The following is a 24,472-nucleotide window of genomic DNA, read 5'->3' on the forward strand; positions in this document are numbered from 1 at the left end:
GCGCGCGAGCCACCAGGACGCGGAGCCTGGCCGATCCGGCGATGAGATGCGGGCGCGTGTCGGTGAGCTGGGCTTCTCTCGTGTCATGTCGAAGTTCAGCCTCCCATGCCTTGCAGAAGCAAAACGAGATCGCTTAGCTTAAGCGAACAAGGTTCGCTTAAGAGACGGGGAAAACAGAGTGCTGGCTGTCAGGAACACCGCCGACGGGATCCAGGTGCAGGACGTGGTCGACCCGGAGGGGCCGGGCGTCCGGCTGGACATCGCGTCGGCGGGGATCTGCGGCACGGATGTCGCGTTCGTCGCGAACGGCCACCAAGGCTTCACATACGGCCATGAATTCGCCGGTACGGTCGACGGTGCCGCCTTCGTGGTAGAGCCGTCCATCTACTGCGGCCGTTGCCCGGAATGCACGGCCGGCCATATCCAGCGCTGCGCCGACCCGGCGCACGGCACGCTGGGCATCTTCCGGGATGGCGGAATGGCCGAGTCCGTGGTGGTCCCGGAATACACGCTGCTGCCGCTGCCCGCCGGCCTGCCCGTACACGATGCCTGCCTGGTGGAACCCGCCGCCGTCGCATGGCACGGCGTGCGAAAGTCCGGATTGCGGCCCGGCGAAAGAGTGGTCGTCGTCGGCGGAGGATCCATCGCACTCCTCGCGGCCGCCGTCGCGCGCCACCTGGGCTTCGACGTAGATCTGGAAGCCCGCTACGAGCACCAGACGTCAGCCGCGAAGCGCCTCGGCGCAGGACGCCCGCAGGGCGCGTACGACGTCGTCATCGACGCCGCCGGCAGCTCATCAGGCCTGGCCCGATGCGCCGAACTGGCCGCGGCCGGCGCACGGATCATCGTGCTGGGCGTCTACAACGACACCATCGGCATCCCGGCGGCACACAGCCTCATCAAGGAGCTGACCTACACCAACGCCATGGCCTACGGCCGACCCGGCGGCGTGCGCGAGTTCGGCCAGGCCGCGGACATGCTCGCCACCCGTCCCGAGATCGCAGAAACCGTCATCACCCACCGATTCCCGCTGAACGCCGCCGCCGAAGCGTTCCGAGTCGCCCGCGACAGATCCGCAGGAGCGATCAAGGTAGTCCTGGAGCCGCCCCGTTAAGGACCTTCTGCCAGCGTACGACCCGACGCCGGCAGCGCGATACACGATGCTCCGGCGAGCGGCGTCAATGGCTGGGCCGTGTCGCGGAAACGACGCCGAACGTGTCGCCCAGCGATCTACTGGACGCGTGAACGCCCCGCCGCTACCGTGCGCCTGTGCCACTGACTGACCCCGAGATGGCCGCCCTGCTCGCACCAGCCGGACTCCTCCTGATCGAACGAGTACGACAAGAAGTCCGGAAGCCCTCGCTGCCACCAGGTCGTTATCCGGCAAGTGCGGCGACCGAACATGGCCGGTTCGACTCTCTTCCGAATGAGATACCCGATGTCAACGACCCGGGCATGCCCGCGAAAGTGAACGCGAGCTGGTTCCGGATGGCCACGGAGCACGGCCTCTTCAACGAAGACCGCGAATTCTTCCTACAGGTCAACTATTCAGCCGAAGGCGACCCGGAAGACTGGAATGAACACCAGGCGTGGGTCCGAGTCCGTCTCCTCGAGAACTGGGACCTGGCAGGCAGCGAAGTGGAGCAACTGCGGAGCTGGATGGCCGGCCTACACGCCGAGCGCTTCGTTCCGGAGTTCACCATGGTGTCACTGGACGGCCTGGCATTGATCCAAACCACAGTGTGGGGCAACGGCACCGTCAGCACGATCGCCATCCGGCCAACTGCCATGTCTCAGCCCCAACTGCCAGAGAGGCAGAGCTAGCCATCGCCTTGTTGGCGACCACGTCCGTCTCGACCTGGCGGCGCGAGGTATGACTTCACCCCCCGACCGGCAAAGCCCTTGACCTGGATCTCTCCTGGCCAAGGGCATGCGTACGCTGAAGTCCGATTTTGCGTTGCCCAGGTCAGCGCACGAAGCCGTTGACGATGAGCGGCAGTGAAGCGTCCATCCCCGCGACGTTCAGGACGCCGTCGTCCTTGGGATCGCCGATCGAGTAGCCCGCCGCGGTCATCGCGGCCACGACCACACGGGCGGCCGGGCTGACGGAGCGGCGGTAGGCGGCCAGAGCCTGCGCCGGGTGTGAGCGGCCGGCCCAGGTCTCGTTGTCGGTGAACACGACGATGCCGTCCACGTTGAGCCTCTCCCGCTTCGCCCAGGTGAACGGCAGCGACAGGTCGGTTCCGCCGCCCGAGGGCCGCCACCGTGCGATCTCGCGCAGGTTGGTACGCGGCGTCACCTTCGAGGCGTGGACGCTGGTGTCCACGTCGATGACGTGCACGTTGCCCTTCTCGATGCGGGACAGCATGACGGCCATGGCACAGCCGACCTCGTACGGGGAGCCGATTGTGGAGCCGCCCACGACGACGCCGCTGCTCCATTGGCTGCTCATGGATCCAGATGAGTCCACTGCGATCAGCAGCCGCTTGCCGGACGGCTCGACGGTGCCGAAGGCCAGCTCGTACGTCTCCTCCAGCGCGTCCAGAATCGCAGGTACGGGCTTCCAGGTCTGGACGTCGGCGCGCGGGTTGGGCTGCGCCTGGCCGGAGCCGTAGACGCGCATGGCGAGCCAAGCGTCCATCGGGTGGATCCGGGCGCGCAAGATCGCCTCCCGGTCCGTAAGCCGCAGCACCGCCCGCGAAGTCGCCTCCGACATCGGCTTGAGGGCGCCGATGCGTGTCATGCGGGCCAGGTTGCGGATCAGGGCGGTCAGGCCGACCGTCTCGATCAACGCCTCCCACACCGTGCTCTCGCGCAGCATCGCGTCCGGCAGGAACTCCCACGGCACGTTCGCCTCCGTGACGACCCGTACCGCCTCGGCCGGCGTGGTGGCCGCCTTCGCGGTCAGGAACCGGTCCACCGCGGGCAGCTCGGCGCGGGCCTCATCGTCGGCGACATTGCCGGCGATCCAGCCGAACAGGACCTTGCGCTGGCCGCTATCGGCTGCCGGGTGAGCGATGCGCAACACATCCCGCAGGTCGAACGTCTCACCCTGCGGCGTCTTCCGCTGGCGAGCCTTGCACGCCTTGAACGCCACGCTGTCGGCGTCGCCGGTCAGGAACCAGGAACCGAGCGCCGTACGCAGCGAACGGCCGACCGTGGGCGCCGTGCCTCGGCCGGTCCGCTTTCCACCCAGGTTCTTGTAGTAGCCGAAGAACTGGGCCAGGTGGTCGGTGGTGCGGGCGACCTTCGCCAGCGCGACCTTCGCCGCCTGCCGAGTGTCCGGATCACCCATGGCGTAGCACGCGGCCAGCGCGAACAGGGCAGGACGCGCCTTCGGAGCCCGCGGCGGGCGAGCCGTCGAGATCTCGGTGAGCAGCCGGACAACCCGCGAGCCGTCCTCGGCGATGGCGGAGAACAGCACGCCGGCGTTGTCACGGGTGAGCTTCTGCTCGCTCACGTAGTAGGTGCCGCCCGTGGTGCCGAGGATGAGGAAGTCCTCCACCGTGGCCCACAGGTCCTTGTCGAAGACGTAGCCGCCGGCGGCGTTCTTGACCTGGTCGTTGCGGCCGGGGATCGGCTGCGTCTGCGGGGTGACGATCGCGGAGACATTCGCGAGGGGATCACGTACGGCCATGGATGCGCTCCTTCGATTCGACCCGCCCAAGGGGCGGATGTGGTGATGACCGCCGAGTAAATCAGACGCGCTACCAAACTGCGCCACCACCCGAAACTTCGGGTGAGCAGGAATCGAACCTGCGACCTTCTGATCCCGATAACCGACGACCTTCGACCCGCTCCCCTGCTCGTCAGCCCTGCCAGCGGAACGGATGTGGGGGACTCACCGGTGTTAAGGCGTCCTTGGCCGCTAGACGACAGGCCGACGTGGCCGGCCCGGCAGGATTCGAACCTGCGTCACCCGCATGAGAGGCGATAACCGATAGAGATTCGACCCGTACCGCTGGCGGTGCTGACGAGCGATCAGGTCTGGAACTGACACGGATGTAGGTGCGCCCACCGGCATTAAGAGCTCTGCCAATTGAGCTACGGAGACCCAGGCCTCCGACGGGACTCGAACCCGCAACCTCTCCATTAACAGTGGATAACCGACGAGACTTCGACCCGCGCCAGCACCAGACCTGACCAGCCCACACGACCCGGGAGAAGCGCAGATGCGTTGAAGACAACCGACGCTCTTCGACCCGCGCCCTTCAGGTCCCGTGAACTGTCTCCTACGGTATCGATCAGCGTGCCGCGTCACACCTGAATATCCGACGGATCGGCCACGGCCATCATCCCGCCACCGAAACTCTCTACCAGGGCACACACCTACACGTCCGAAAGCGCTCCCCCGCCCGCAGCAGGGCTCGCCTCGCCCGCCCGCGTGAGTTGATATGGCAACCGTCTAGCAAAACTGAAACGCCGCTCCTGAGATCATCTCAGGAGCGGCGTTTCCCTTGTTCAAGCACAGAGCCGACGAGGGGAATCGAACCCCTGACCTTCTGTTTACAAGACAGATGCTCTGCCGATTGAGCTACGTCGGCACAGCCCATCAGTGTAGACGCTCACCCACGCCGATGACGAGCCACCTCATACAAGGTAACCCCAGCCGCCACCCCAGCGTTCAGCGACTCGGCCGCGGCCTGCATGGGAATCCTGGCCAGCGCGTCACACTGCTCCCGTACCAACCGGGACAACCCCTTCCCTTCCGACCCCACCACGACGACAAGCGGCTCGGTGAAGAGGGAGACGTCGCCGATCTCCACGGTCCCCTCTCCGTCGAGGCCGACGACGAACAGGCCGGCCTCCCGGTACTCCCGCAGTGCCGCGGTGAGGTTGGACGCGCGGGCGACGCGGAGGTTGGCGAGGGTGCCGGCGGAGGTCTTCCAGGCGCCGCCGGTCACCCCGGCGGAGCGGCGGGAGGGGATGAGCATGCCGTGGGCGCCGAAGGCGGTGGCGGAGCGGGCGATGGCGCCGAGGTTGCGGGGGTCGGTGACGCCGTCCAGGGCCACGATCAGCGGGATCTCGGCGGCGTCCTCGGCCAGGGTGATCAGTTCGGTGGGGTGGGCGTAGTCGTAGGCGGGGATCTGCAGGGCGATGCCCTGGTGGACGGCGCCCTCGGTCAGGCGGTCGAGTTTGTCGCGGCTGACCTCCAGCAGGGCGATGCCCTGCTCTGCCGCGATCTTGATGGAGTCGCGGACGCGGTCGTCGTTCTCCAGGCGCTGGGCGACGTAGAGGGCGCTGGCGGGGACGCCCGCCAGCATGGCCTCCAGGACCGGGTTGCGGCCGCCGATGTACTCGGGGGCGTCCTCGGAACGCCGCTGGCGGGCCGGTTGCCGGCCGGCGCCGCCCTTGGCCTCGCGGGCGATGCGCTCCTCGCGGGACTTGTCCTTGAACCAGTGGCGCATGTGGGCGGGCGGCGTCGCGCCCTTGCCCTCAAGGCTGCGCCGCTTCTGCCCACCGGTGCCCTTGGCCGGGCCCTTCTTCTTCGCCGGTCGACCGGACGCCCTACCACCTGCTGCCATGGGACCAAGGGTACCGGCGAAATTCAGCGCGCCAGTTCCCAGCGCGGACCGTGCGGGGTGTCCTCGACGACGATGCCGAGGGCGGTCATCTGGTCGCGGATGGCGTCGGCGGCCGCGTAGTCCTTGCGCTCCCTGGCGGCCTTGCGCTGCTCCAGCGCCACCGCCACCAGCGCGTCGACGACGGGCTTGAGGTCGGAGCCGCCGGTGCGCCACTGGGGCGAGCGGGGGTCGAGGCCCAGGACGTCAAGCATGTTCTGGGTCTCGGCCAGCAGGCGGGCCACCGCCTCCTTGTCGCCCTTGGACAGCGCGACGTTGCCTTCCCTGACGACCTCGTGGATGACGGCCACGGCCTGCGGGGTGCCGAGGTCGTCGTCGAGGGCGTCGACGAAGGCCTGGGGAAGGGGCGCGTCGGCGTCCACGTCGTGGATGACCTCGGCGGCCCTGGTCACGAACCCCTCGATGCGCTGGTACGCCGCTGCCGCCTCCAGCAGCGCCTCCTCCGAGTAGTCGATGGAGGAGCGGTAGTGCGGCACGGCCAGGTAGTAGCGCAGCTCGACCGGCCGCACCTTCTGCACCAGGTCGGGGATGAGCAGCGAGTTGCCCAGCGACTTGCTCATCTTCTCGGCGCCGATCTTGAGCATGCCGTTGTGCATCCAGTAGCGGGCGAAGCCGTCGCCGGCCGCCTGCGACTGGGCGATCTCGTTCTCGTGGTGCGGGAAGATCAGGTCGAGCCCGCCGCCGTGGATGTCGAAGGTGGGGCCCAGGTATTTGGTGACCATGGCCGAGCACTCCAGGTGCCAGCCGGGCCGTCCGGGTCCGAACGGCGTCGGCCAGGTCGGCTCGCCCGGCTTCTCGCCCTTCCACAGGGCGAAGTCGCGCGGGTCGCGCTTGTGGGAGTCGTCGTCGCAGTCGAAGGCGGGCCGCATGTTCTCCAGCCGCTGGTTCGACAGCGAGCCGTAGCGGTCGGCGTAGGAGCGTACGTCGAAGTAGACGTCGCCGCCCGAGGCGTAGGCGTGGCCGCGCTCGATCAGCCGCTCCATCAGCGTGATCATCTCGGGCACGTGGCCGGTGGCGCGCGGCTCGACGGTGGGCGGAAGGCAGCCCAGCGTGTCGTAGGCCCAGGTGAAGGCGCGCTGGTTGCGCTCGGCCACGACGAACCAGGGCACGCCTTCCTCGGCCGACACCCTGATGATCTTGTCGTCGATGTCGGTGACGTTGCGGCAGAAGGTCACGTCGTAGCCGGAGCGCGTCAGCCAGCGCCTGAGCACGTCGAAGTTGACGCCCGAGCGGATGTGCCCGATGTGCGGGGGCGCCTGCACGGTGGCCCCACACAGGTAAATCGACGCCCGGCCGGCTTCGACCGGAACGAATTCACGGATGGCGCGCGTGCTGGTGTCGTAAAGGTGCAGGCTCACGAAAGAAAGGCTAACGCCTCGGGTGGCGTCGCATGCCGACAATCACCCCTTGAGAAAGACCTTCTCCGGACGTACCCGGACGATCAGCCTTTCCGCGCCCGCATGCTCCTGCCAGGCCCCGCCGGTGTACTTGCGCGACAGCTCCTGGATGAGGTCGCCCGCGGGGTCCTCTTCCAGGGTGACCACGCCGCGTACCTCGGCGTACCTGAACGGGTTGTCCGGGTCGATGACGACGATGCTGGTGCGCGGGTCGCGCTCGTAGTTGCGCGGCTTGCGCCGGCCCTTGACGGTCGAGAACAGGATGTCGTCGCCGTCCGTGCGCACCCAGATCACCGACGCCTGCGGTCCGCCGTCCGGATTGATGCTGGTCACCGTCGCGTAGTTGGGGCCGTCGAACAGCCTCCGCACCTCGTCGGAGAGCTCTGCCATGGAATCTCCCTTGATCGCTTGCTGTCACCCATTCTTCTGTAGTCTCGAATTCGCCATGGAAGTGACTCCCCCCTCCACGTTGCGCCGCCTGGGCCTCGCCCTTGCCGGACTCGCGGTGGCCGCCCTGACCGGCGCCGCCTGCGCCCTGTCCTTCGACGATCTGCGCGAGCTGGCCATCCTCGGTGAGGCCCGGCCCGACCTCGCGTTCCTCTATCCGGCCGCGTTCGACGCGGTGCTCGTGGTCGCCCTGACCGGTGTCCTGCTGCTGCGCGCGGCCCGGCCGCTGGTGCGCGCCCAGGCCGCGACGGCGCTCGTGCTGCTGATCGTCGCGGCCGCGGCGGTCAACGTGGCGACGGCGCTGCGCTTCTCCTTCGATGTACGGCAGGCCGCCCTGGGCGTGGCCCTCGCCCCATGGATCATGCTGGCCGTGGCGCTGTGGTTGTGGCTGCTCCTGATCAAGCACGTGCAGGCGGGACGCGCGGCCGTACCGGAGGAGGCGGAGCCCGAACCGGACATCGTGCCCTTCCACCGGCCCGAGCCACCCAAGACGGAGGAACAGCCGCCACTGTCGGAGCGGGTCACCCGCTGGTCGGCCCCAGAACCGGAACCGGCACCGGAACCAGAGCCGGAACCAGAGCCGGAGAAAGAGCCGGAGCCGGAAGAAGAGCCCGAGCCTGTGCGCTGGGGTGACCGCGTCAAGCCGACCGACGTGCTCGTCCACCCCAGGACGCCGGAGGTCACCGACCGGGACGCCGACACCCAGCCGGTACGGGTGTTCGCGGAAGAGGAACGGGAACATGTCGCCGACCCCGGCCACGGCCCCGAGCAGGCCGACGACGGCGAGCGGGACGAAGCCCCCGCGCCCTCGGGACGCCTGCGCAGCACCCCGTTACCCCCTGAGGAATGAAAGTTTGACCGTACGCCCACGGCCCCCTGACCCGGGTGAGGGAATCAGCCAGCCGTGGCGATCATGTCGTGGGTGCCGGTCCCCGAGGGAAGCGACTTCCCTCTGCTCAACCTCCCCTTCGGCGTGTTCTCGCGCCGCGGGGAGCTGCCGCGGGTGGGGGTGGCGATCGGCGAATACGTCCTCGACATGCACCTGCTCACGACGCAGGGCGCGCTGCCGCCCGCGTACTGGTTCGCCAGCGGCACGCTCAACTCCTTCCTGGCCGCGGGTCCGAGGGTGTGGCACAACGTCCGCGCCGACCTGCTGGAACTGCTCACCGACGAGAGCCGCAGGCCGCACGTCCTTCCCGCGCTGACGCCGCTCAAGGAGGTGCGGCTGCACCTGCCGTTCAACGTGGCGGACCTGCTGCTGTTCCAGACGTCGCTGGAGCACGCCACGAACGTGGGCCGCATGTTCCTGCCGCCCGAGCGCGATCCGCTGCCCCGCACGTGGCGCCACATGCCCGTCGGCCAGTACGGCAGAGCCGCCGCCGTCACCGTGTCGGGGGCGCCGGTCGTACGCCCGAGCGGCCAGCTGAGACGCGGCCACGTGGGCCCGACGGCCAAGCTGGACCTGTCGGCCGAGCTCGGATACGTGGTCGGGGTGCCGTCGGCGCCGCCGTACCCGCTGAGCACCTCCGACTTCCCCGCCCACGTCTTCGGCGCCGTGCTGGTGAACGCCTGGCGGGCCTGGGACCTGATGGCGTGGGAGGCGCGGCCGATGGGGCCGTTCCTGGGGCAGGCGTTCATGGTGTCGATCTCGCCGTGGGTGGTGCCGCTGTCGGCGCTCAACCACGCGCGTACGGCCCAGCCCGTCCAGGACCCCGAACCGGCGGACTACCTGACGATCAAGGACGACGTGGCCATCCGGGCCGAGCTGGACGTCCGCCTGAACGGCCTGACGGTCGCCAAGCCCGAGTACCAGGGGCAGTACTGGACCGGCGCGCAGATGCTCGCGCACGCCTCTGTGACGGGCTCTCCGGTGCGCACGGGCGATCTCCTGGCCACCGGTCCCGTCGGGGGCTCAGGCACGCTCCTGGACCTCACCTGGAACGGCAGAGACCCGCTCGGGATGCCTGACGGCTCCGAGCGGGTCTTCTTGCGCGACGGCGACATGGTGCGCGTCACCGCCTCCGTCCCCGCGGCCGATGGTTCGCGCCTGGGGTTCGGCGGGGTCGCGGGGACCGTCTATCCCGCCGTCTAGGTCCTGCCGCCCCGGCGCAGCCCCGCGACGAGGCCGACGCCGACGACGGCCAGGACGACCTGCATCACGAGTTCGATCCAGTCGGGGCCCGAGGTGTTCTCCACGCCGATCGCCTGGGCGATGAACGTGCCGACCAGAGCCGCGACGATGCCGACGACGATGGTGAGGATCCACCCGATGGCCTGCTTGCCGGGAATCAGCAGCCGGCCGATCGCACCGATCACCGCGCCGATCACGATGGCGCCGAGGATGGACTGGATGGTCATGTGGGCACCTCCCGGTAAGTGTGAGACCTTCACACCCACAGACTGAGGTCTACCCCGTCGTTCGTGAATATTCCTACGCGGCGGGACCCGACGTCCCCGAGCCTCGCGTGGCCTGCATGCGGGCGACCAGCCAGACGCCGACCACGGCGAGCGCGAGCTGGAGGATGTGTTCCAGCCAGTCGATGCCGCGGGTGTCCGCCCAGCCGAACACCTGGGCGATCAGCGTGCCGAGCAGGGCGGCGACGATGCCGACGATGAGGGTCAGGCCGATGGACATGTTCTGCTTGCCCGGCACCAGCAGCCGGCCGAGCGCGCCGACGATGGCACCGATGACGATCGCCGAGACGATGGCTCCGATCATGACAAGGTCCCCCCAGATCCACTTGTCGCTTCACAAAGGGTTTACCCGACATTACGGAGAGCTACGCATGGGAAGAGCGGCGGTCCGTACCGCGCCAGTGACGGACCGCCGCTCCCCTGAGTCGACGGGCTAAGGGCACCACCCGCCGGGATACCTCAACGCATCCCGACATAAGACGCCTTACGGCTACGCGAGGTTCACCACGAGAGCCGTGGCGATGGCGCCGATTCCCTCGCCCCTGCCGGTGAAGCCGAGCCCGTCGGTCGTCGCCGCGGACACGCTCACCGGAGCGCCCACGATCGCGCTCAGGACCTTCTCGGCCTCAGCGCGCCGCGGAGCCAGCTTGGGCCGGTTTCCTACCACCTGGACGGCCACGTTGCCGATCTGGAATCCGGCCTCGCGCACGAGGCGTACGGTCTCCTCCAGCAGCACCGCGCCGGACGCGCCCGCCCAGCGGGGGTCGGAGGTGCCGAAGACGGCGCCGAGGTCGCCCATGCCGGCCGCCGACAGCAGCGCGTTGCAGGCCGCGTGGGCGACCGCGTCCGCGTCGGAATGGCCGTCGAGCCCGGTCTCGCCCGGCCAGTGCAGGCCGGCGAGATGAAGTTCGCGCCCAGATGCGAACGGGTGGACGTCGATACCGACGCCCACCCGGGGAAGTTGCGCGTTCAGGAGTTGAGAACCTCGTCAAGCAGGGCCTCGGCCTTGTCCTCATTGGTCTTCTCGGCGAGTGCGAGCTCGCTCACGAGAATCTGCCTGGCCTTGGCGAGCATGCGCTTCTCACCCGCGGAAAGGCCGCGCTCGCGGTCCCTCCGCCACAGGTCCCGAACCACCTCGGCGACCTTGTTGACATCGCCGGAAGCGAGCTTCTCGAGATTGGCCTTGTAACGGCGAGACCAGTTGGTCGGCTCCTCGGTGTGCGGCATCCTGAGAACGTCGAAAACCCGCTCGAGGCCTTCCTGGCCGACAACATCACGTACGCCGACAAGTTCTGCGTTTTCTGCTGGCACCTGGACGGTTAGGTCGCCCTTGTCGACCTTGAGCACCAGGTAGGTCTTTTCCTCACCCTTGATGGTTCGGGTCGTGATTGCTTCGATCCGAGCAGCCCCATGGTGGGGGTAGACGACAGTGTCGCCGACCTGGAAAGTCATGTGACAAGTACCCCTTCCGCTGTACTCCAGGGTACCACGCATCCACAGCCTCCCGGAACAGTGAAATCACCATAACTGCAGGTCAAAGCCGCATATTAGGGGTTGACATCCCTTCAACTCTGTGAATCACAAATGCTGACATACCGAATGACCTGCAGGGGCGCGGATATGACCATGGAATAGGCCGGATATGGTGGGCGCTGCCCACTCACACGCACGCGCGAGACCTAGGAGTTACCCCCGTGACCAGCCGTCGCTGGATTGTCGCCGCCGCCGCGTTCCTCGCGGCCCCCGTGCTGGCCGGCTGTGCCGCTGGGTTCGACGCCAACACCAACAAGCCGTACGCACCCGTCGAAGCCGGTGCACTCATCCAGAACGGCGCGTACGGCGCCCGCGGCGTCCAGATCCCCCAGGCGTTCATCCTCGGCCCCGACGCGGGCGCACAGCTCGCCCAGGGCGGCCAGGCCCCCGTCTACCTCAACGTGATCAGCCCCGCGGGCGACGCCATCCAGGCCGTCAGCTCCGACGTCGGCGCGGCCAAGCTGGCGACGCCCATCACGATCCCGGCGGGCGTGCTCACCAGCACCGGCAAGCCGACGCCCCAGATCATCATCCAGGGCCTGTCCAAGCCGCTGCACGGCGGCGAGAGCGTGCGCCTGTCCGTCCAGTTCGCCAAGGCGGGCCAGGTCGACCTGCACGTGCCGGTGGTCACCCGCAGCCGCGAGTTCGCCGCCTACCCCGCGGCCCCCGGCGCCACCCCCGCGCCGTCCCCCACGCCCTCCGCCAGCCACACGGCCACGACGGGCGGGCACTAGAAGCCTTCTTCTCCGGTACGGCGGGCGGCCCGCCGTACCGGAGAAAGCGAGCGCGGGAAGGCCGGTCACTCCTCCACGGCGTCGAACTTGTAGCCGAGACCGCGCACCGTGAGGATGCAGCGGGGGTTGGACGGATCGGCCTCGATCTTGGCGCGCAGCCGCTTCACGTGGACGTCGAGCGTCTTGGTGTCACCCACGTAGTCGGCGCCCCACACCCGGTCGATGAGCTGGCCACGCGTCAGGACGCGGCCGGCGTTGCGGAGCAGCACCTCAAGTAGCTCGAACTCCTTCAGCGGCAACTGGACCTGCTCTCCGCGGACCGCGACCACGTGCCGGTCGACGTCCATGCGGACCGGGCCGACGGCCAGGACGGCGCTCTCCAGCTCCTCCACGACGTCACCCTGGCGGCGCAGAACCGCCCGGATGCGGGCGACCAGCTCACGGGAGGAAAAGGGCTTGGTGACGTAGTCGTCGGCGCCCAGCTCCAGCCCCACCACCTTGTCGATCTCACTGTCCTTGGCGGTCAGCATGATGACCGGGACCTTGGAGCGCTGGCGCAGCGAGCGGCAGACCTCGGTGCCGGGCAGTCCGGGGAGCATCAGGTCGAGCAGGACCAGGTCGGCGCCGTTGCGGTCGAAGGTGTCCAGTGCTTCGGGGCCGGTCGCGGCGACGGAGACCTCGAAGCCCTCCTTGCGGAGCATGTACGAAAGGGCGTCGGAGAACGACTCCTCATCCTCCACTACGAGAACTCGGGTCATTGGACTGCCTCCAGGGGAATCGAAGGTGGTACGGCTACCGCCGTCCCGCCGAACGCGGGCAGGCGGAGGGTGAACGTCGAGCCGGAGCCTTCCTTGCTCCACACGGACACCTCGCCCGCGTGGGCGACGGCGACGTGCTTGACGATGGCCAGGCCCAGGCCGGTGCCGCCGGTCGCGCGGGAGCGGGCGGCGTCGACGCGGAAGAAGCGCTCGAAGATGCGCTCCAGCGCCTCTTCGGGGATGCCGATGCCCTGGTCGCTCACGCTGATCTCGACGGAGTCGCCGGCCGGCCTGACGCTGACGACGACCCTGGTGTGCTCGGGGCTGTAGGCGATGGCGTTGGAGATGAGGTTGCGCAGGGCGGTGACGAGAAGTTCGTCGTCGCCCCAGATCCGCAGCCCTTCCGTGCCGCCGGAGACGAGGGTGATGTCCTTGGCGACGGCCTTGGTGTTGCAGTGGTCGATGGCGTCGTTGACGGCCTCGTCGATGGCGACCTGGCCGGGGGTGGGGATGGGTTCCGCGCCCTGGATCCTGCTGAGCGTGATCAGGTCCTGGACGAGGTAGGTGAGCCGGGCCGCCTCGTGCTGCATGCGGCCGGAGAACCGGGTGACGGCCTCGGGGTCGTCGGCGGCGTCCTGGATGGTCTCGGCCAGCAGGCTGAGCGCGCCGACGGGGGTCTTGAGCTCGTGACTGACGTTGGCGACGAAGTCGCGGCGCACCGCCTCGACCCGCCGGCGTTCCGTCTGGTCCTCGGCCAGCACCAGCACCTGTCCGTGAGAGCCCAGCGGCGCCACGCGTACCGCGAAGCAGGTGATCTCCTGGCCGAACTTGTGGCCGGCCACGTCGATCTCGCTCTCCCGGATCTCGCCGTCGCGGCGGACCTGGCGGGCGAGCGCGAGGAGTTCGGCGGCCATCAGACGGTCGCCCTTGACCAGCCCGAACGCGCGGGCGGCCGAGCTGGCGCGCAGCACCCGGTCGTGGGCGTCGAGGACGACGGCGGAGGAGGGCAGCACCGCGAGGACCGAGGCGACGCCCTGTGGCAGGGCACCGGTCTCGGTGTCTTCGGTGTCCTCGTCTCTGGCGCGCGTCTCGATCTGGTTGCGATAGAAGAGGACGGCCACGGCTCCCACAACGAAGCCGGCCAGGGCCGCGAAGCTCAGGGCCATCTCACTCATGTCTTCGATGGTAGGTGGCCCAGGAGACGTAACAGACCCTCTACCTGCGGATGAACGGTCCTTTCCCGGAAAGTTCACCTTGCGGTCGGGGTTCGTTCACAGATCTACACGTACCGTGACGACATGCGCGACGCGTACCATGAAGAACTCGACTCCCTCACGGACAAACTGGTGGAAATGACCAGGCTTGTCCGGTCCGCCATCTCGCGGGCCACCACCGCCCTCCTCGACGCAGACCTGCAGCTGGCCGAGAGCGTCATCTCCCGTGACGAGGAGGTGAACAGGATCTTCGCGGAGATCGAGACCAGCATCTTCGAGCTGATGGCACGGCAGCAGCCCGTCGCCGTCGACCTCCGCATGGTGATCACCGCACTGCGCATGGGCACCGACCTGGAACGCATGGGCGACCTGGCCGGGCACGTGGCCAAGGTCGCGCGCCTGCGCCACCCGGACTCGGCCGTACCGCCGGAGATGCGCGCGACCATCCTGGAGATGGGCCAGATCGCGGAGAACCTCATCACCAAGGCCGGCAGCTCCGTCGCCTCGCGCGACGTGGAGTCGGCGCTGGAGCTCGAGCAGGACGACGACGCGATGGACCGGCTGCACCGGCGGCTGTTCCGCAAGATCCTGTCCAAGGACTGGGCGCACGGCGTGGAGCCCGCGATCGACATAACGCTGATCGGCCGCTACTACGAGCGCTACGCCGACCATTCGGTACGGGTCGCCCGCGACGTCGTCTACCTCGTCACCGGTTCCCGGCCCGGCTAGGAACCAGATCGGGGCTACCCGGCTCGACGGGTAGCCCCTTGGACGGTTCAGCGGCCCTGGTTGGCCACGGCCTCGATGGCGGCCTTGGCCGCGTCCGGGTCGAGGTAGGTGCTCTTGACCGGCCTGTAGTCGGCGTCCAGGTCGTACACCAGAGGGATGCCGGTCGGGATGTTCAGCGCCGCGATGTCGGCGTCGGAGATGCCGTCGAGGTGCTTGACGAGCGCGCGCAGCGAGTTGCCGTGCGCGGCCACCAGCACGGTACGGCCCGCCGCCAGGTCCGGCACGATCTCGTCGTACCAGTACGGCAGCATGCGATCCACCACGTCCTTCAGGCACTCGGTACGCGGCCGCAGCTCGTCCGGCAGCTGGGCGTAGCGGGCGTCGCCGGCCTGCGAGAACTCGTCGTCGTCGGCGATCGGCGGTGGCGGGGTGTCGTAGGAGCGGCGCCACAGCATGAACTGCTCCTCGCCGAACTCCTCGCGCGTCTGCGCCTTGTTCTTGCCCTGCAGCGCGCCGTAGTGGCGCTCGTTCAGCCGCCAGGAACGCTTGACCGGCAGCCACGCCAGCCCGGCCGCGCCCAGCGCGAGCTGCGCGGTCTGGATGGCCCGGACGAGCAGGCTCGTGTGGACCACGTCCGGCAGCACGCCGGCCTCGGTCAGGAGGCGTCCGCCGCGCCCGGCCTCCTCTTCGCCCTTGGCCGAAAGGCTCACGTCCACCCAGCCGGTGAACAGCCCCTTAGCGTTCCAATCGCTCTCGCCATGCCGTAGCAGTACCAATGTCGCCATGGCGACAATCTTAGGAGCCGGGGTCGGCGAAGTGGGCGAACGCCTGGAGGTTCTTGAGCGACTCGCCCCGCTTGACCCGCCACTCCCACTCGCGCTTGATGGTCGAGGCGAAGCCGAGTTCGAGTGCCTTGTTGAACCAGTCGTCGGAGTAGGTCAGGACGCAGCCGAGCAGCCGGTCGATCTCCGGCTCGCTGACGGCGTCGAGGGGGATCCGGCCGACGAGGTAGACGTCGCCCACGGGGTCCAGGGCGAAGTGCACGCCGTACATGCCGCCGTTCTTCGACAGCAGGAAGCGGTAGAACTCGGCGTGGTTCTCGTCGGGCTGACGGCAGAAGAACGCCTCCACCAGCATGGCCTGGTCGCCGACGACGAACCAGGTGACGGTGGCGAGCTTGCGCTTGCCGGGCAGGGTGACCACGAACGCGCCCGGCCGTTCCTCCTCGAAGGGCAACTCGGCGGCCTTCAGCGCCGCCTCCACAACCTCGCGCGCGTCCATCAGGTCACTCACCCTCCTCATTCGCTACGCGGACCGCTCCCTCCGGTCGCGGGCCGCTTCGCTCACTGCGTCGGGTTCGCTCCCGCCCCCACACCCTACGAGTTGACGGCTACAGGCATCCGGTGGAGGTGGGCCATCGCGCCCGCGTACACCTCCATGAGGCGCGAGGCGGTGGACTGCCAGCCGAAGGCGGCGGCGTGGGCGCGCGCGCCGGACGCGAGGCCGTCGCGCCAGCGTGGCGCGGTCACGAAGCGCCGCAGCGCCAGCGCCCAGTCGTGCGGGTCGTGCCCGTCGACGAGCAGTCCGGACACCTCATCGCGTACGGCGGTGCGCAACCCGCCCACCGAGGCCGCGGCCACCGGGGTGCCGCAAGCCTGGGACTCCAGGGCGACGAGGCCGAACGACTCGCTGTAGGAGGGCACCACGGTCACGTCGGCGGCGCGGTACCAGTCGGCCAGCTCCTCCTGCGGAGCCGGCGGCACGAGGCGGACCACGTCGGCGATCCCCAGCTCGGCGGCCAGGTCGACGAGGACGTCCGGGCGGGCCAGGCCGTTGCCCGACGGGCCGCCGACGCAGGCCACCACGAGGCGCTCGCGCAGCGACGGGTCCTCGATCAACATGCGGGCCGCGGCGCGCAGGAGCACGTCGGGGGCCTTGAGCGGCTGGATCCTGCCCACGAACAGCAGCAGGTGCGCGTCCTGCCGTACCCCCAGCCTGCGCCGGGAGGCGCCCTGGGAGGCGGGCTGGAAGACGGTGAGGTTGACGCCCGGGTTGACGACGGCCACGCGGTCGTCGGGCGCGCCGTACAGGTCCTTGAGCTCGCGCGCCTCGTCGAAGGTGTTGGCGACCAGGCGGTCGGCGACCTCCACCACCTGCTCCTCGCCCAGCACGCGGGCAGGCGGCTCGGGGCGGTCGCCGGCGGCGAGCAGGAGGTTCTTGACCTTGGCCATCGTGTGCATGGTGTGGACGAGCGGCACGCCCCAGCGTTCCTTGGCCAGCCAGCCGACCTGGCCGGACAGCCAGTAGTGGGAGTGGATGACGTCGTAGCGGCCCGGGTCGTACATGGCCTCGGTCCGCAGCACGCCCGACAGGAACGCGCAGAGCTGGCCGGGCATGTCGGCGCGATCCAGTTCCTCGTACGGCCCGGCCGTCACGTGCCTGACCGAGACGCCCGGCGCGATCTCCGCCACCGGAGGCAGGGCGCTGCCGGTCTGCCGGGTGAAGATCTCCACCTCGACGCCCAGCTCCGCCAGTCGTTTGGCGGATTCGACGATGTAGACGTTCATCCCACCCGCGTCACCGGTGCCCGGCTGGTCCAGGGGGGATGTGTGCATGCTGATGGTCGCCACGCGGTTGACCCGTCGACGCCTCAACGTCACCACCTCCAACCTGGCTACAACCAGGAGGACCTAAACCGCATTCCCGACAAACACCGACAACACCACATCCAGACCAAACCCAGGGGCACCCCTGCTCCCCTTGAGAACCCCCACCCGAACCCCGCCGCCTCCCGACGCCCGGCCCCACCCTCGGGAAGCCACATGCCAAGCAGCCCACACCCCCGCGACATGGCACACACCCCGTGGCAGGTGAGGCGTGGAGCGCAGCCCGCGGAGCGCGGCCCACGGCCCGCGGGCGCCGGGGCGCGGAGTGCGGGGTGCGAGGTGCGGGTGCGACCCGTGGGCCCCACCCGTCGGGCGCCGCCATCGGTCTCGACGCCGCATCGGGCGGCGGCCCCCACCCGCTCCCGGGGCACCGCGCAGACGCCGCTTGCCGCATCCGGAGGAGCCCGCGTCTGGCCCGCCTCTCAGGGAGGGGCCGGAGCGGGATGCCGGCTCTCGGGGTCGCGCCGTGCCGTCCCTGGGCTCCCGGATTCCGGAGGGCACCGGGTCACGGGAGGGAGGTGTGGTGGGAGGCGGGGCGGGGCAGGGGTGGGAGTTCTGGGGCCGGGTGGGGGGTGGGGGTGCGTGGAAGGATGGGTGGCATGACGAAGACGGCAGTGGTGACCGGTGCGAGCAGCGGCATCGGGGCGGCGACCGCGCGGCGGCTGGCCGCGGAGGGGTACGAGGTCGTGGCGGGCGCCAGGCGGCTCGACCGGCTGGAGAAGCTGGCCGCCGAGGTCCCCGGCATCCGGGCGCTGGAGCTGGATGTCACCTCCGGCCCTTCCGTGGACGCCTTCGTGGCCGGGCTGGAGCGCTGCGACGTGCTGGTCAACAACGCGGGCGGCGCGCTCGGAACGGAGAGCGTGGCCGAGGCGCGGCTGGAGGACTGGCAGAACATGTACGACACCAACGTCCTCGGCTCGCTCCGGGTGACGCAGGCGATCCTGCCGAAGCTGGTCGAGTCCGGTGACGGGGTGCTGGTCATGCTGACGTCCACCGCCGGGCTGGTCTCCTACGAGGGCGGCGGCGGCTATTGCGCGGCCAAGCACGCCCAGACGGCCATGGTCGAGACCCTCCGCCTGGAACTGGTCGGCAGCCCGGTGCGCGTCGTCGAGATCGCGCCGGGGATGGTGCGGTCGGAGGGGTTCGCGGTGACCAGGTTCCGGGGCGACTCGGAGGCCGCCGCCCGCGTGTACGCCGGTGTGCCCGACCCTCTTTCCTCCGACGACGTGGCCGACGCCATCACCTGGTGCGTCACCCGTCCCGCGCACGTGAACGTCGACCGCCTCGTCATCCGCCCCCGCGCCCAGGCGGCCCAGCACAAGGTGCACCGCGTAAGTGCGTAGGCCGGTCGGGGAGATCACCAGAGGGACGACCGGGTTCAACCGGCTGCGCAGGGCCGATCGCTGGCTGGCCGCCGTGCACGGCAACGTCCTGCGCGCCGCCGCCCGGCCGCTGGTGGTCGATCTCGGCTATGGGGCCTCGCACACGACGACGCTGGAGCTGTTCACCCGGTTGCGCAGGATCCGCCCCGACGTCGAGGTGATCGGCATCGAGATCGATCCGGCGCGGGTGGCGCTGGCGAGGCCGTACGAGCGCGAGGGGTTGTCCTTCCGGCTGGGCGGCTTCGAGCTGCCGGTCCCGCGCCCGCCGGACGTGGTGCGCGCCTTCAACGTCCTTCGCCAGTACGGCGAGGCCGACGCGTGGCACTACTGGCAGGAGCTGTGCGCCAAGCTCGCGACCGGCGGCGTGCTGGTGGAGGGCACCTGTTCGGAGGTCGGGCACCGGGCGGTCTGGGTGGGCCTGGACAGGAACGGCCCGCGGACGCTGACGTTCTCGGCCAGGTTCGACGCCTTCGAGCGGCCCTCCGACCTGGCCGACCGGCTGCCCAAGACGCTCATCCACCGCAACGTGCCCGGTGAGCGTATTCACGCCTTGCTCAAGGACTGGGACCACGCCTGGGCGGTCAGCGCCCCGTTCGGCGCGCACGGCCTGCGTCAGCGCTGGCTGGCGGCGGTGGAGACGCTGGGTGCCACCTGGCCCGTCCCCCAGCATGCGCCTCTGGGTGGACGGACCAGGTGGCGGCTGGGGGAGCTGACCATCCCCTGGTCCGCCACTGGCTGATCTTCCCCAGCCCCTCCTCACTCGACAAGTCGTGAGATGTCACGATTTCCTGGCAAATTTCATAATCAAGTCGTTGAAGGTGGTGTAAGCGGCGGCGTCGAAGAGCACGAACCGCACCTCCACCACCGACGTCTCCGCAGCCGAGACGGTTTCCAGGGCGATCCTCGCGGCGTCGGCCATCGGCCAGCCGAAGATGCCCGTGGAGATCGCCGGGAACGCGACCGTACGCGCGCCGAGCTCGTCGGCCACCCGAAGCGACTCGCGGTGGCACGAGGCCAGCAGCGCCGAGCGGTCCTCCCCCGGCGCGTACACGGGCCCGACCGTGTGGATGACCCAGCGGGCCGGCAGCCGTCCCGCGGTCGTGGCGACGGCCTGGCCGGTGGGCAGCCCGCCCCCGTAGTGGGAGGCGCGCAGCCGCCGGCACTCCTCCAGGATCTCGGGACCACCCCGCCGATGGATGGCGCCGTCCACTCCGCCGCCGCCCAGGAGCGAGGAGTTCGCGGCGTTCACCACGGCGTCGACCTCCTGCGTGGTGACATCTCCCTGTACCAGAGTGATGTCCATCTCACCGGCCTCCCGAATGGCTGCTCGACAACCTGTAGTACTACGCTGGAGCGTGTGAAGGGTCTTGGCGAGCTAGAGCGCAGCATCATGGACATCCTCTGGGCGCAGAGCAGCCCGCTGACAGCCCGCGAGGTCGGCCGGCTCATCGCCGAACGCGATCTCGCCCCCACCACGGTCATGACCGTTCTCGACCGTCTTACCCGCAAGGGCTTCCTTGAGCGCATCCGCGACGGGCGCGCGTGGCGTTACGAACCGGCGGAAAGCCGCGACACGTACATCGCCGAGCTTATGCTGGAGGCTCTGGAAATGACGGGCGACCGTTCGGCCGCCCTGACCCGCTTCGCTCAGGCGGTCCCCGCCTCCGAGGCGGAGATCCTGCGCAAGGCCCTTACGGAGCTGGAGGACGAGTGATCACCGCCGCCGCGCTGGCTGCGCTCGCGACCGCGTGCGCGCTCGGCGCTTGGCGTTTCACCTCCGCGCGCTGGACCTACCGCGCGCCCCGCGTGGCCATCGTCCTGTGGCAGGCGCTCGGGCTGGCCTGGGGGCTGGCGACCACGGGCTCGATGCTGGCGTACGCCGTCCAGCCCTATGACCGCGGGCTCCTGCACGGGCTGATCGCCGTCGCCCAGGGCCGCGAGCCGGTGGAGCCTTGGGACGGGCCGCATCTGTTCGCGCTGGTCGCGGGGCTGACCGCGCTGGCCGTACTCGTGGCCGTGACACTGACCGCGGCCGCGCAGGCCCTGCGCGCCCGCCGCCGTCACCGCACGCTGCTGGCGCTCATCGCGCGCGACGACCCGTTCGTGCCGGGCGTGCGCGTGCTCGACCACCCCGGCGCCGCCGCCTATTGCGTGCCCGGCCTGCGCTCGCAGGTCGTGATCAGCGCGGGCGCGATGGAACTGCTGTCCGACGACGAGCTGACCGCCGTGCTCGCCCACGAGGCCGCGCACGTACGCGAGCGCCACGACCTGGTGCTGCTGCCGTTCGGCGCGCTGCGCCGCGTGCTGCCCTGGTCGAAGGTCGTGCGCGACGCTCAGGCCCAGGTCGAGCTGCTGGTGGAGATGGCCGCCGACGACCGTGCCCGCCGCTACTGCTCCCCCCGCCGTCTCGCCACCGCCCTCCTGCGCTTCGGTACGGCCGGCGCCATGCCCACCCCGCACGGCATGCTGGGCAGCGTGACCGCCGCCAACGTCATGGCCCGCGTGAACCGCCTGGTCAAGCCCGATCCCGAGCTGAAGCCCCACTTCCGCTACGGCTACCTCGGCCTGTCGGCCGCACTGCTGGTCTCCGCCGCCAGCCTCTGGGTGATCCCGCTCTGAGTGCTTGCAGCTGCTAGCCCCGCGTTTGCAATTGCAAGCACTTTGGGGCAGACTACACGCATGGCACTACCCAAGGTCGGCTCGATCGGCGAGTACATCCGCGAGCAGCGGCAGCAGGCGAGAATCTCGCTGCGCCAGCTTGCCGCCGCGGCGGGGGTCTCCAACCCCTACCTCAGCCAGATCGAGCGCGGGCTGCGCAAGCCGAGCGCGGAGATCCTCAACCAGATCGCCAAGGGTCTCCACATCTCGGCGCAGGCGCTCTACGTGCAGGCGGGCCTCATCGAGGACAAAGAGCCGCCGAGCGACGTCGAAGCGGCGATCCGGGCCGACACGCACATCACCGGGCGGCAACGCCAGGTGCTCATCGATATCTATGAGTCGTTTCGCAAGGAGAACCACGCCGGGGACGAGCAGACCTCCCAGAATGCCCATCCCCAGCGTGACCCGGAATCGGACGACGAACCGCTGCCCGAGGATTTTCTCGCCGCCCTGGAGCCCTTCGCGGCGAACCCCGGCAACGGAACCGTCACCCAGGAAACCAAGGAAGGTTAACCCATGACGCTTGCAACCGAGGTCAAGAAGCTGACCGAGTCCAAGCCGTTCTACGCGGTCGCCGGCGCCGGAGACTACGCGGTGGAGAAGCTGCGTGAGCTGCCCGAGCAGTTGCAGAAGCTGCAGGCCCGCCGCACCGAGATCGCCAAGGACCTGCCCGAGCGGGCCCGTGAGCTCTCCGGCAAGGCCGAGGGCTTCGCCAAGGACTTTCCGGAGAAGGCCCGCGCCTACGCCGGTGAGCTCGGCCACAAGGCCACCGAGGTCTACGAGGAGTTCGCCAGCCGCGGCCGCAAGGTCGTCAGCAAGGTCAGCGGCGAGGCCGCGCTGGAGCTGGAGGAGGTCTCCGAGGCCGCCGAGCCGGCTGCCGCCGCCCCCGTCACTCCCGCCAAGAAGACCACCCGTACCCCCAAGGCCAAGGCCTGAGCGTGCGGCGCGATGAGCCCGTCCCGTTCCGGGGCGGGCTCTTTCGTTGCCCGCGTGCCCGAGTTGCGCACTAGGCTGGGCCCGACAACGCAGCCTGGGGCGGAGCCAACATGAGCATGATCAACGGCGTTCTCAACCTTCTTTTCCTGGTGCTGGCCACGGGCATCTTCGGCATGTCGGTCTATGCGCTGATCCACGCGGTGCGGGTGACGCCGAACGCCTTCGTCTCGGCCGGCAAGCTGCAGAAGAACCTGTGGCTGCTGATCCTCGGCCTGGCGACCCTGTTCTCGGCAGCCGGGGCCTGGTCCTACTTCAACGCCTTCATGGTGGTCGGCGGGGCCGCGTTCATCGGCATCGGCCTGGGCATCTTCTCGATCCTCGCGGTGATCGCGGCCACGGTGTACATCGTGGACGTCAAGCCCGCCGTGAAGGGCATGGGCGGCAGGGGCGGCAACAACGGCCCCTACGGCCCCTGGTGAACCACCGCCGGTCCCAGCGCCGCCGACAGCCACCGGGCCAGGCGGGCGTGGCCGGCGAAGGTGGGGTGCACGCCGTCAGGGAGCAGGACCTCTGAGCGGCGGCCGGTGACCCAGCGTTGCTTCAGCGGGTCCAGGAACATGACGCCCTCGCGGGCGGCGACCTCGGCCAGGGCGTCGCGCACGGCGTAGGCCTTGGGCGGGGCGTCGGCCAGCCAGATCGGGCCGACCATGACGACGCGGGTCTCCGGCCAGCGTGCGCGCGCGGTCCAGAGGAGTGTGGCGGCGGCCCGCCGTACACCCAGGGTGGGCCAGCGGCGGTCGTTGTGGCCGCCGGAGATGACGAGCAGGTCGGGGGCGGGGCGCCAGGAGAGCTCGGCGTCGAAGGAGTCCTGGAAGCTGCGGCCGACGCGGCCCTTGTTGATGTAGCCGGTGCCGCCCGCGCCGGCGATCACGGGCTGCCAGCCGAGCAGGCGGGCGGTCTCGGTGGCGTAGGAGCTCCAGGTGGGGACGGGGCCGGAGCCGACGGTGAAGCTGTCGCCGACGAACATGAGCACCGGCGCCGACTTCTGCTGAACCGGGGTCGGGTCCGGGCCCGCGGTCTCACCCGCCGCACTGCCACATCCGGAACAAAACGCCATCATCAGGGCGGCCGGTGCGATCAACTGTCGATGCATCAGGCCGCGCATGACCACCTCATGGGCTCTAAGCTGCCGGACATGAGCTCCGACCTCTACGGGCGCACTGAGCGTCTCGAGCTGTCCGACCAGAACCTGCGCGAATTCGAGGCTGTCGTGCTGGACTCGACGCCCGACGGGATCGTGTTGAGCAGGTCGGCATTCTATCCAGGCGGCGGCGGTCAGCCGGCGGATCACGGAGTTCTGCTCTGGCTGGGCGTGGAAACCCGGATCGCCGGGGTGCGCAAAGGCGACGATCTTCACCTGATCCCGGCCGAGGGCGATCCGGTGCCCCCGGTGGGCACGGTGGTGCGCGCCGCGGTGGCCGACGAACGGCGTTCCGCGCTGATGCGCACGCACTCGGGGCTGCACGTGCTGTGCGGGGTGGTCTTCCGCGACTACGGCTCGCTGGTCACGGGCGGGAACATGGAGCCGTTCACCGCGCGCATGGACTTCAACCTCCCCGAGGTCCCGCCGGGCTTCAAGGAGGCGGTCGAGGACGCCTGCAACGCCGAGGTCTCCGCCGACCGGCGCATCGACATCCGGGTGCTGCCGCGCAAGGAGGCGTTCGACATCCCCGACATCATCCGCACCGCCACCAACCTCGTCCCGGAAGAGGTCGAGGAGGTACGCATCGTGGACATCGTGGGCCTCGACACCCAGGCCGACGGCGGCACCCACGTGGGCTCCACCGCCCAGATCGGCCGGATCAAGGTCACCAAGATCGAGAGCAAGGGCAAGGGCTTCCGCCGCCTGCGCATCGCGATCTCCGACTGACAGAGATGATGTAGGTGAGCACCTCCCGCCGAGGTCTGACCCACCGACTGACTGACTTCGGGTCTTCAACGGGATCTGTCGGCTTCGGCCG

The 24,472-nt window shown here is 69.5% G+C and carries 29 protein-coding genes and 1 tRNA gene; 14 read left to right on the top strand and 16 right to left on the bottom strand.

The features are described 5' to 3' along the window. Window positions 1-178 precede the first annotated feature (178 nt). Both ACIBHY_RS41990 and ACIBHY_RS41995 read left to right on the top strand, forming a co-directional pair. Window positions 179-1,114 (top strand): zinc-binding dehydrogenase, encoded by a 936-nt coding sequence (locus ACIBHY_RS41990; protein ID WP_397309633.1) that lies wholly within the window; start codon window positions 179-181, stop codon window positions 1,112-1,114. A 155-nt stretch (window positions 1,115-1,269) separates the two neighbouring features. Further along, window positions 1,270-1,824 carry a hypothetical protein gene (locus ACIBHY_RS41995; protein ID WP_397309635.1) on the top strand — a complete coding sequence of 185 codons (555 nt, stop codon included), beginning with the start codon at window positions 1,270-1,272 and terminating at the stop codon, window positions 1,822-1,824. A gap of 142 nt (window positions 1,825-1,966) precedes the next feature. Here the strand turns inward: ACIBHY_RS41995 and ACIBHY_RS42000 are convergent, their stop codons facing one another. The 5 genes from ACIBHY_RS42000 to ACIBHY_RS42020 form a co-directional block, all read right to left on the bottom strand. After that, window positions 1,967-3,637 (bottom strand): TROVE domain-containing protein, encoded by a 1,671-nt coding sequence (locus tag ACIBHY_RS42000; RefSeq protein ID WP_397309636.1) that lies wholly within the window; start codon window positions 3,635-3,637, stop codon window positions 1,967-1,969. 834 nt (window positions 3,638-4,471) lie between these two features. Then, window positions 4,472-4,544: transfer RNA gene (locus tag ACIBHY_RS42005), tRNA-Thr, on the bottom strand. Window positions 4,545-4,565: 21 nt separating this feature from the next. After that, window positions 4,566-5,525, bottom strand: a complete 960-nt coding sequence (gene rlmB / locus ACIBHY_RS42010; protein WP_397258309.1) for a 23S rRNA (guanosine(2251)-2'-O)-methyltransferase RlmB — start codon at window positions 5,523-5,525, stop codon at window positions 4,566-4,568. 23 nt (window positions 5,526-5,548) lie between these two features. Next, window positions 5,549-6,940, bottom strand: coding sequence for a cysteine--tRNA ligase (gene cysS / locus ACIBHY_RS42015; RefSeq protein WP_397258311.1), 1,392 nt, complete (start codon window positions 6,938-6,940; stop codon window positions 5,549-5,551). A 42-nt stretch (window positions 6,941-6,982) separates the two neighbouring features. Continuing rightward, window positions 6,983-7,369 carry a PPOX class F420-dependent oxidoreductase gene (locus tag ACIBHY_RS42020; protein WP_397258313.1) on the bottom strand — a complete coding sequence of 129 codons (387 nt, stop codon included), beginning with the start codon at window positions 7,367-7,369 and terminating at the stop codon, window positions 6,983-6,985. A 55-nt stretch (window positions 7,370-7,424) separates the two neighbouring features. On the opposite strand from ACIBHY_RS42020, the gene ACIBHY_RS42025 reads away from it, so the two are divergent. Further along, window positions 7,425-8,276, top strand: coding sequence for a DUF2637 domain-containing protein (locus ACIBHY_RS42025; RefSeq protein ID WP_397309637.1), 852 nt, complete (start codon window positions 7,425-7,427; stop codon window positions 8,274-8,276). A gap of 63 nt (window positions 8,277-8,339) precedes the next feature. After that, window positions 8,340-9,518 (top strand): fumarylacetoacetate hydrolase family protein, encoded by a 1,179-nt coding sequence (locus ACIBHY_RS42030; RefSeq protein WP_397258323.1) that lies wholly within the window; start codon window positions 8,340-8,342, stop codon window positions 9,516-9,518. On the opposite strand, the gene ACIBHY_RS42035 is transcribed toward ACIBHY_RS42030, so the two are convergent. From ACIBHY_RS42035 to ACIBHY_RS42050, 4 genes are all read right to left on the bottom strand, one after another. Then, complete coding sequence (locus tag ACIBHY_RS42035) at window positions 9,515-9,784, bottom strand: GlsB/YeaQ/YmgE family stress response membrane protein (RefSeq protein WP_397258317.1); 270 nt, start codon at window positions 9,782-9,784, stop codon at window positions 9,515-9,517. The two genes, ACIBHY_RS42030 and ACIBHY_RS42035, sit on opposite strands and share 4 nt — an antisense overlap. Window positions 9,785-9,857: 73 nt before the next feature. Next, on the bottom strand, window positions 9,858-10,145 hold the full coding sequence (locus ACIBHY_RS42040; protein ID WP_379622670.1) for a GlsB/YeaQ/YmgE family stress response membrane protein: 288 nt from the start codon (window positions 10,143-10,145) through the stop codon (window positions 9,858-9,860). Window positions 10,146-10,331: 186 nt separating this feature from the next. Continuing rightward, entirely contained in the window at window positions 10,332-10,793 is a 462-nt protein-coding gene (ispF, locus tag ACIBHY_RS42045; protein ID WP_397258319.1) for a 2-C-methyl-D-erythritol 2,4-cyclodiphosphate synthase, read from the bottom strand. A 17-nt stretch (window positions 10,794-10,810) separates the two neighbouring features. After that, window positions 10,811-11,293 carry a CarD family transcriptional regulator gene (locus ACIBHY_RS42050; RefSeq protein WP_030451583.1) on the bottom strand — a complete coding sequence of 161 codons (483 nt, stop codon included), beginning with the start codon at window positions 11,291-11,293 and terminating at the stop codon, window positions 10,811-10,813. A 242-nt stretch (window positions 11,294-11,535) separates the two neighbouring features. On the opposite strand from ACIBHY_RS42050, the gene ACIBHY_RS42055 reads away from it, so the two are divergent. Beyond that, window positions 11,536-12,108 (top strand): copper chaperone PCu(A)C, encoded by a 573-nt coding sequence (locus tag ACIBHY_RS42055; protein WP_397258321.1) that lies wholly within the window; start codon window positions 11,536-11,538, stop codon window positions 12,106-12,108. 65 nt (window positions 12,109-12,173) lie between these two features. Here ACIBHY_RS42055 and ACIBHY_RS42060 read toward each other — a convergent pair whose 3' ends face one another. After that, window positions 12,174-12,866, bottom strand: a complete 693-nt coding sequence (locus ACIBHY_RS42060) for a response regulator transcription factor (protein WP_184958198.1) — start codon at window positions 12,864-12,866, stop codon at window positions 12,174-12,176. After that, on the bottom strand, window positions 12,863-14,041 hold the full coding sequence (locus tag ACIBHY_RS42065; protein ID WP_397258975.1) for a sensor histidine kinase: 1,179 nt from the start codon (window positions 14,039-14,041) through the stop codon (window positions 12,863-12,865). The genes ACIBHY_RS42060 and ACIBHY_RS42065 overlap by 4 nt, the downstream gene beginning before the upstream one ends. 123 nt (window positions 14,042-14,164) lie before the next feature. Here ACIBHY_RS42065 and phoU point away from each other — a divergent pair, with 123 nt between their 5' ends. After that, on the top strand, window positions 14,165-14,809 hold the full coding sequence (gene phoU, locus ACIBHY_RS42070; protein WP_397258977.1) for a phosphate signaling complex protein PhoU: 645 nt from the start codon (window positions 14,165-14,167) through the stop codon (window positions 14,807-14,809). A 47-nt stretch (window positions 14,810-14,856) separates the two neighbouring features. On the opposite strand, the gene ACIBHY_RS42075 is transcribed toward phoU, so the two are convergent. From ACIBHY_RS42075 to mshA, 3 genes are all read right to left on the bottom strand, one after another. Beyond that, complete coding sequence (locus tag ACIBHY_RS42075; protein WP_397309638.1) at window positions 14,857-15,594, bottom strand: phosphoglyceromutase; 738 nt, start codon at window positions 15,592-15,594, stop codon at window positions 14,857-14,859. 10 nt (window positions 15,595-15,604) lie between these two features. Next, on the bottom strand, window positions 15,605-16,090 hold the full coding sequence (locus ACIBHY_RS42080; protein WP_397259099.1) for a YbjN domain-containing protein: 486 nt from the start codon (window positions 16,088-16,090) through the stop codon (window positions 15,605-15,607). Between the two features lie 95 nt (window positions 16,091-16,185). Continuing rightward, window positions 16,186-17,469 carry a D-inositol-3-phosphate glycosyltransferase gene (gene mshA, locus ACIBHY_RS42085; protein WP_397309639.1) on the bottom strand — a complete coding sequence of 428 codons (1,284 nt, stop codon included), beginning with the start codon at window positions 17,467-17,469 and terminating at the stop codon, window positions 16,186-16,188. A 605-nt stretch (window positions 17,470-18,074) separates the two neighbouring features. On the opposite strand from mshA, the gene ACIBHY_RS42090 reads away from it, so the two are divergent. Both ACIBHY_RS42090 and ACIBHY_RS42095 read left to right on the top strand, forming a co-directional pair. Continuing rightward, window positions 18,075-18,818 carry an SDR family NAD(P)-dependent oxidoreductase gene (locus ACIBHY_RS42090; RefSeq protein ID WP_397309640.1) on the top strand — a complete coding sequence of 248 codons (744 nt, stop codon included), beginning with the start codon at window positions 18,075-18,077 and terminating at the stop codon, window positions 18,816-18,818. Further along, window positions 18,811-19,596, top strand: a complete 786-nt coding sequence (locus tag ACIBHY_RS42095) for a class I SAM-dependent methyltransferase (protein WP_397309641.1) — start codon at window positions 18,811-18,813, stop codon at window positions 19,594-19,596. Before ACIBHY_RS42090 ends, ACIBHY_RS42095 begins: the two co-directional genes overlap by 8 nt. 39 nt (window positions 19,597-19,635) lie before the next feature. Here ACIBHY_RS42095 and ACIBHY_RS42100 read toward each other — a convergent pair whose 3' ends face one another. After that, window positions 19,636-20,160 (bottom strand): O-acetyl-ADP-ribose deacetylase, encoded by a 525-nt coding sequence (locus tag ACIBHY_RS42100; RefSeq protein WP_397258983.1) that lies wholly within the window; start codon window positions 20,158-20,160, stop codon window positions 19,636-19,638. Window positions 20,161-20,214: 54 nt separating this feature from the next. On the opposite strand from ACIBHY_RS42100, the gene ACIBHY_RS42105 reads away from it, so the two are divergent. From ACIBHY_RS42105 to ACIBHY_RS42125, 5 genes are all read left to right on the top strand, one after another. After that, complete coding sequence (locus ACIBHY_RS42105; protein WP_379622693.1) at window positions 20,215-20,571, top strand: BlaI/MecI/CopY family transcriptional regulator; 357 nt, start codon at window positions 20,215-20,217, stop codon at window positions 20,569-20,571. Then, window positions 20,568-21,476 carry a M56 family metallopeptidase gene (locus tag ACIBHY_RS42110; protein ID WP_397258985.1) on the top strand — a complete coding sequence of 303 codons (909 nt, stop codon included), beginning with the start codon at window positions 20,568-20,570 and terminating at the stop codon, window positions 21,474-21,476. The genes ACIBHY_RS42105 and ACIBHY_RS42110 overlap by 4 nt, the downstream gene beginning before the upstream one ends. A gap of 60 nt (window positions 21,477-21,536) precedes the next feature. Continuing rightward, window positions 21,537-22,028 (top strand): helix-turn-helix domain-containing protein, encoded by a 492-nt coding sequence (locus tag ACIBHY_RS42115; RefSeq protein ID WP_397258987.1) that lies wholly within the window; start codon window positions 21,537-21,539, stop codon window positions 22,026-22,028. Window positions 22,029-22,031: 3 nt separating this feature from the next. After that, the gene (locus ACIBHY_RS42120; protein ID WP_397258989.1) at window positions 22,032-22,451 is read left to right on the top strand and encodes a hypothetical protein; all 420 of its coding nucleotides are present in this window, start codon (window positions 22,032-22,034) and stop codon (window positions 22,449-22,451) included. A gap of 110 nt (window positions 22,452-22,561) precedes the next feature. After that, complete coding sequence (locus ACIBHY_RS42125) at window positions 22,562-22,930, top strand: DUF2516 family protein (RefSeq protein ID WP_397093272.1); 369 nt, start codon at window positions 22,562-22,564, stop codon at window positions 22,928-22,930. Here the strand turns inward: ACIBHY_RS42125 and ACIBHY_RS42130 are convergent. Then, on the bottom strand, window positions 22,915-23,604 hold the full coding sequence (locus ACIBHY_RS42130) for an SGNH/GDSL hydrolase family protein (RefSeq protein WP_397258991.1): 690 nt from the start codon (window positions 23,602-23,604) through the stop codon (window positions 22,915-22,917). The genes ACIBHY_RS42125 and ACIBHY_RS42130 overlap by 16 nt on opposite strands. A gap of 42 nt (window positions 23,605-23,646) precedes the next feature. Between ACIBHY_RS42130 and ACIBHY_RS42135 the strand changes: the two genes are divergently transcribed. Then, a complete protein-coding gene (locus ACIBHY_RS42135; RefSeq protein WP_397258993.1) occupies window positions 23,647-24,381 on the top strand; it encodes an alanyl-tRNA editing protein in 735 nt (244 codons plus the stop codon). The last annotated feature ends 91 nt before the right edge of the window (window positions 24,382-24,472 follow it).

This window comes from Nonomuraea sp. NPDC050547, assembly GCF_044457345.1.
Taxonomy (GTDB): domain Bacteria; phylum Actinomycetota; class Actinomycetes; order Streptosporangiales; family Streptosporangiaceae; genus Nonomuraea.

Excerpts from the sequence above, each read along its gene's own strand:
- ACIBHY_RS42100 (WP_397258983.1), bottom strand. The coding sequence starts at position 20,160 with ATGGACATCACTCTGGTACAGGGAGATGTCACCACGCAGGAGGTCGAC.
- ACIBHY_RS42025 (WP_397309637.1), top strand. The coding sequence starts at position 7,425 with ATGGAAGTGACTCCCCCCTCCACGTTGCGCCGCCTGGGCCTCGCCCTT.
- ACIBHY_RS42030 (WP_397258323.1), top strand. The coding sequence starts at position 8,340 with ATGTCGTGGGTGCCGGTCCCCGAGGGAAGCGACTTCCCTCTGCTCAAC.
- ACIBHY_RS42120 (WP_397258989.1), top strand. The coding sequence starts at position 22,032 with ATGACGCTTGCAACCGAGGTCAAGAAGCTGACCGAGTCCAAGCCGTTC.
- ACIBHY_RS42135 (WP_397258993.1), top strand. The coding sequence starts at position 23,647 with ATGAGCTCCGACCTCTACGGGCGCACTGAGCGTCTCGAGCTGTCCGAC.
- ACIBHY_RS42060 (WP_184958198.1), bottom strand. The coding sequence starts at position 12,866 with ATGACCCGAGTTCTCGTAGTGGAGGATGAGGAGTCGTTCTCCGACGCC.
- ACIBHY_RS42065 (WP_397258975.1), bottom strand. The coding sequence starts at position 14,041 with ATGAGTGAGATGGCCCTGAGCTTCGCGGCCCTGGCCGGCTTCGTTGTG.
- ACIBHY_RS42090 (WP_397309640.1), top strand. The coding sequence starts at position 18,075 with ATGACGAAGACGGCAGTGGTGACCGGTGCGAGCAGCGGCATCGGGGCG.
- ACIBHY_RS42040 (WP_379622670.1), bottom strand. The coding sequence starts at position 10,145 with ATGATCGGAGCCATCGTCTCGGCGATCGTCATCGGTGCCATCGTCGGC.
- phoU (WP_397258977.1), top strand. The coding sequence starts at position 14,165 with ATGCGCGACGCGTACCATGAAGAACTCGACTCCCTCACGGACAAACTG.
- ACIBHY_RS42130 (WP_397258991.1), bottom strand. The coding sequence starts at position 23,604 with ATGCATCGACAGTTGATCGCACCGGCCGCCCTGATGATGGCGTTTTGT.
- ACIBHY_RS42035 (WP_397258317.1), bottom strand. The coding sequence starts at position 9,784 with ATGACCATCCAGTCCATCCTCGGCGCCATCGTGATCGGCGCGGTGATC.
- ACIBHY_RS42000 (WP_397309636.1), bottom strand. The coding sequence starts at position 3,637 with ATGGCCGTACGTGATCCCCTCGCGAATGTCTCCGCGATCGTCACCCCG.
- ACIBHY_RS42050 (WP_030451583.1), bottom strand. The coding sequence starts at position 11,293 with ATGACTTTCCAGGTCGGCGACACTGTCGTCTACCCCCACCATGGGGCT.
- ACIBHY_RS42080 (WP_397259099.1), bottom strand. The coding sequence starts at position 16,090 with ATGGACGCGCGCGAGGTTGTGGAGGCGGCGCTGAAGGCCGCCGAGTTG.
- rlmB (WP_397258309.1), bottom strand. The coding sequence starts at position 5,525 with ATGGCAGCAGGTGGTAGGGCGTCCGGTCGACCGGCGAAGAAGAAGGGC.
- ACIBHY_RS42020 (WP_397258313.1), bottom strand. The coding sequence starts at position 7,369 with ATGGCAGAGCTCTCCGACGAGGTGCGGAGGCTGTTCGACGGCCCCAAC.
- ACIBHY_RS42125 (WP_397093272.1), top strand. The coding sequence starts at position 22,562 with ATGAGCATGATCAACGGCGTTCTCAACCTTCTTTTCCTGGTGCTGGCC.
- ACIBHY_RS42075 (WP_397309638.1), bottom strand. The coding sequence starts at position 15,594 with ATGGCGACATTGGTACTGCTACGGCATGGCGAGAGCGATTGGAACGCT.
- ACIBHY_RS42115 (WP_397258987.1), top strand. The coding sequence starts at position 21,537 with ATGGCACTACCCAAGGTCGGCTCGATCGGCGAGTACATCCGCGAGCAG.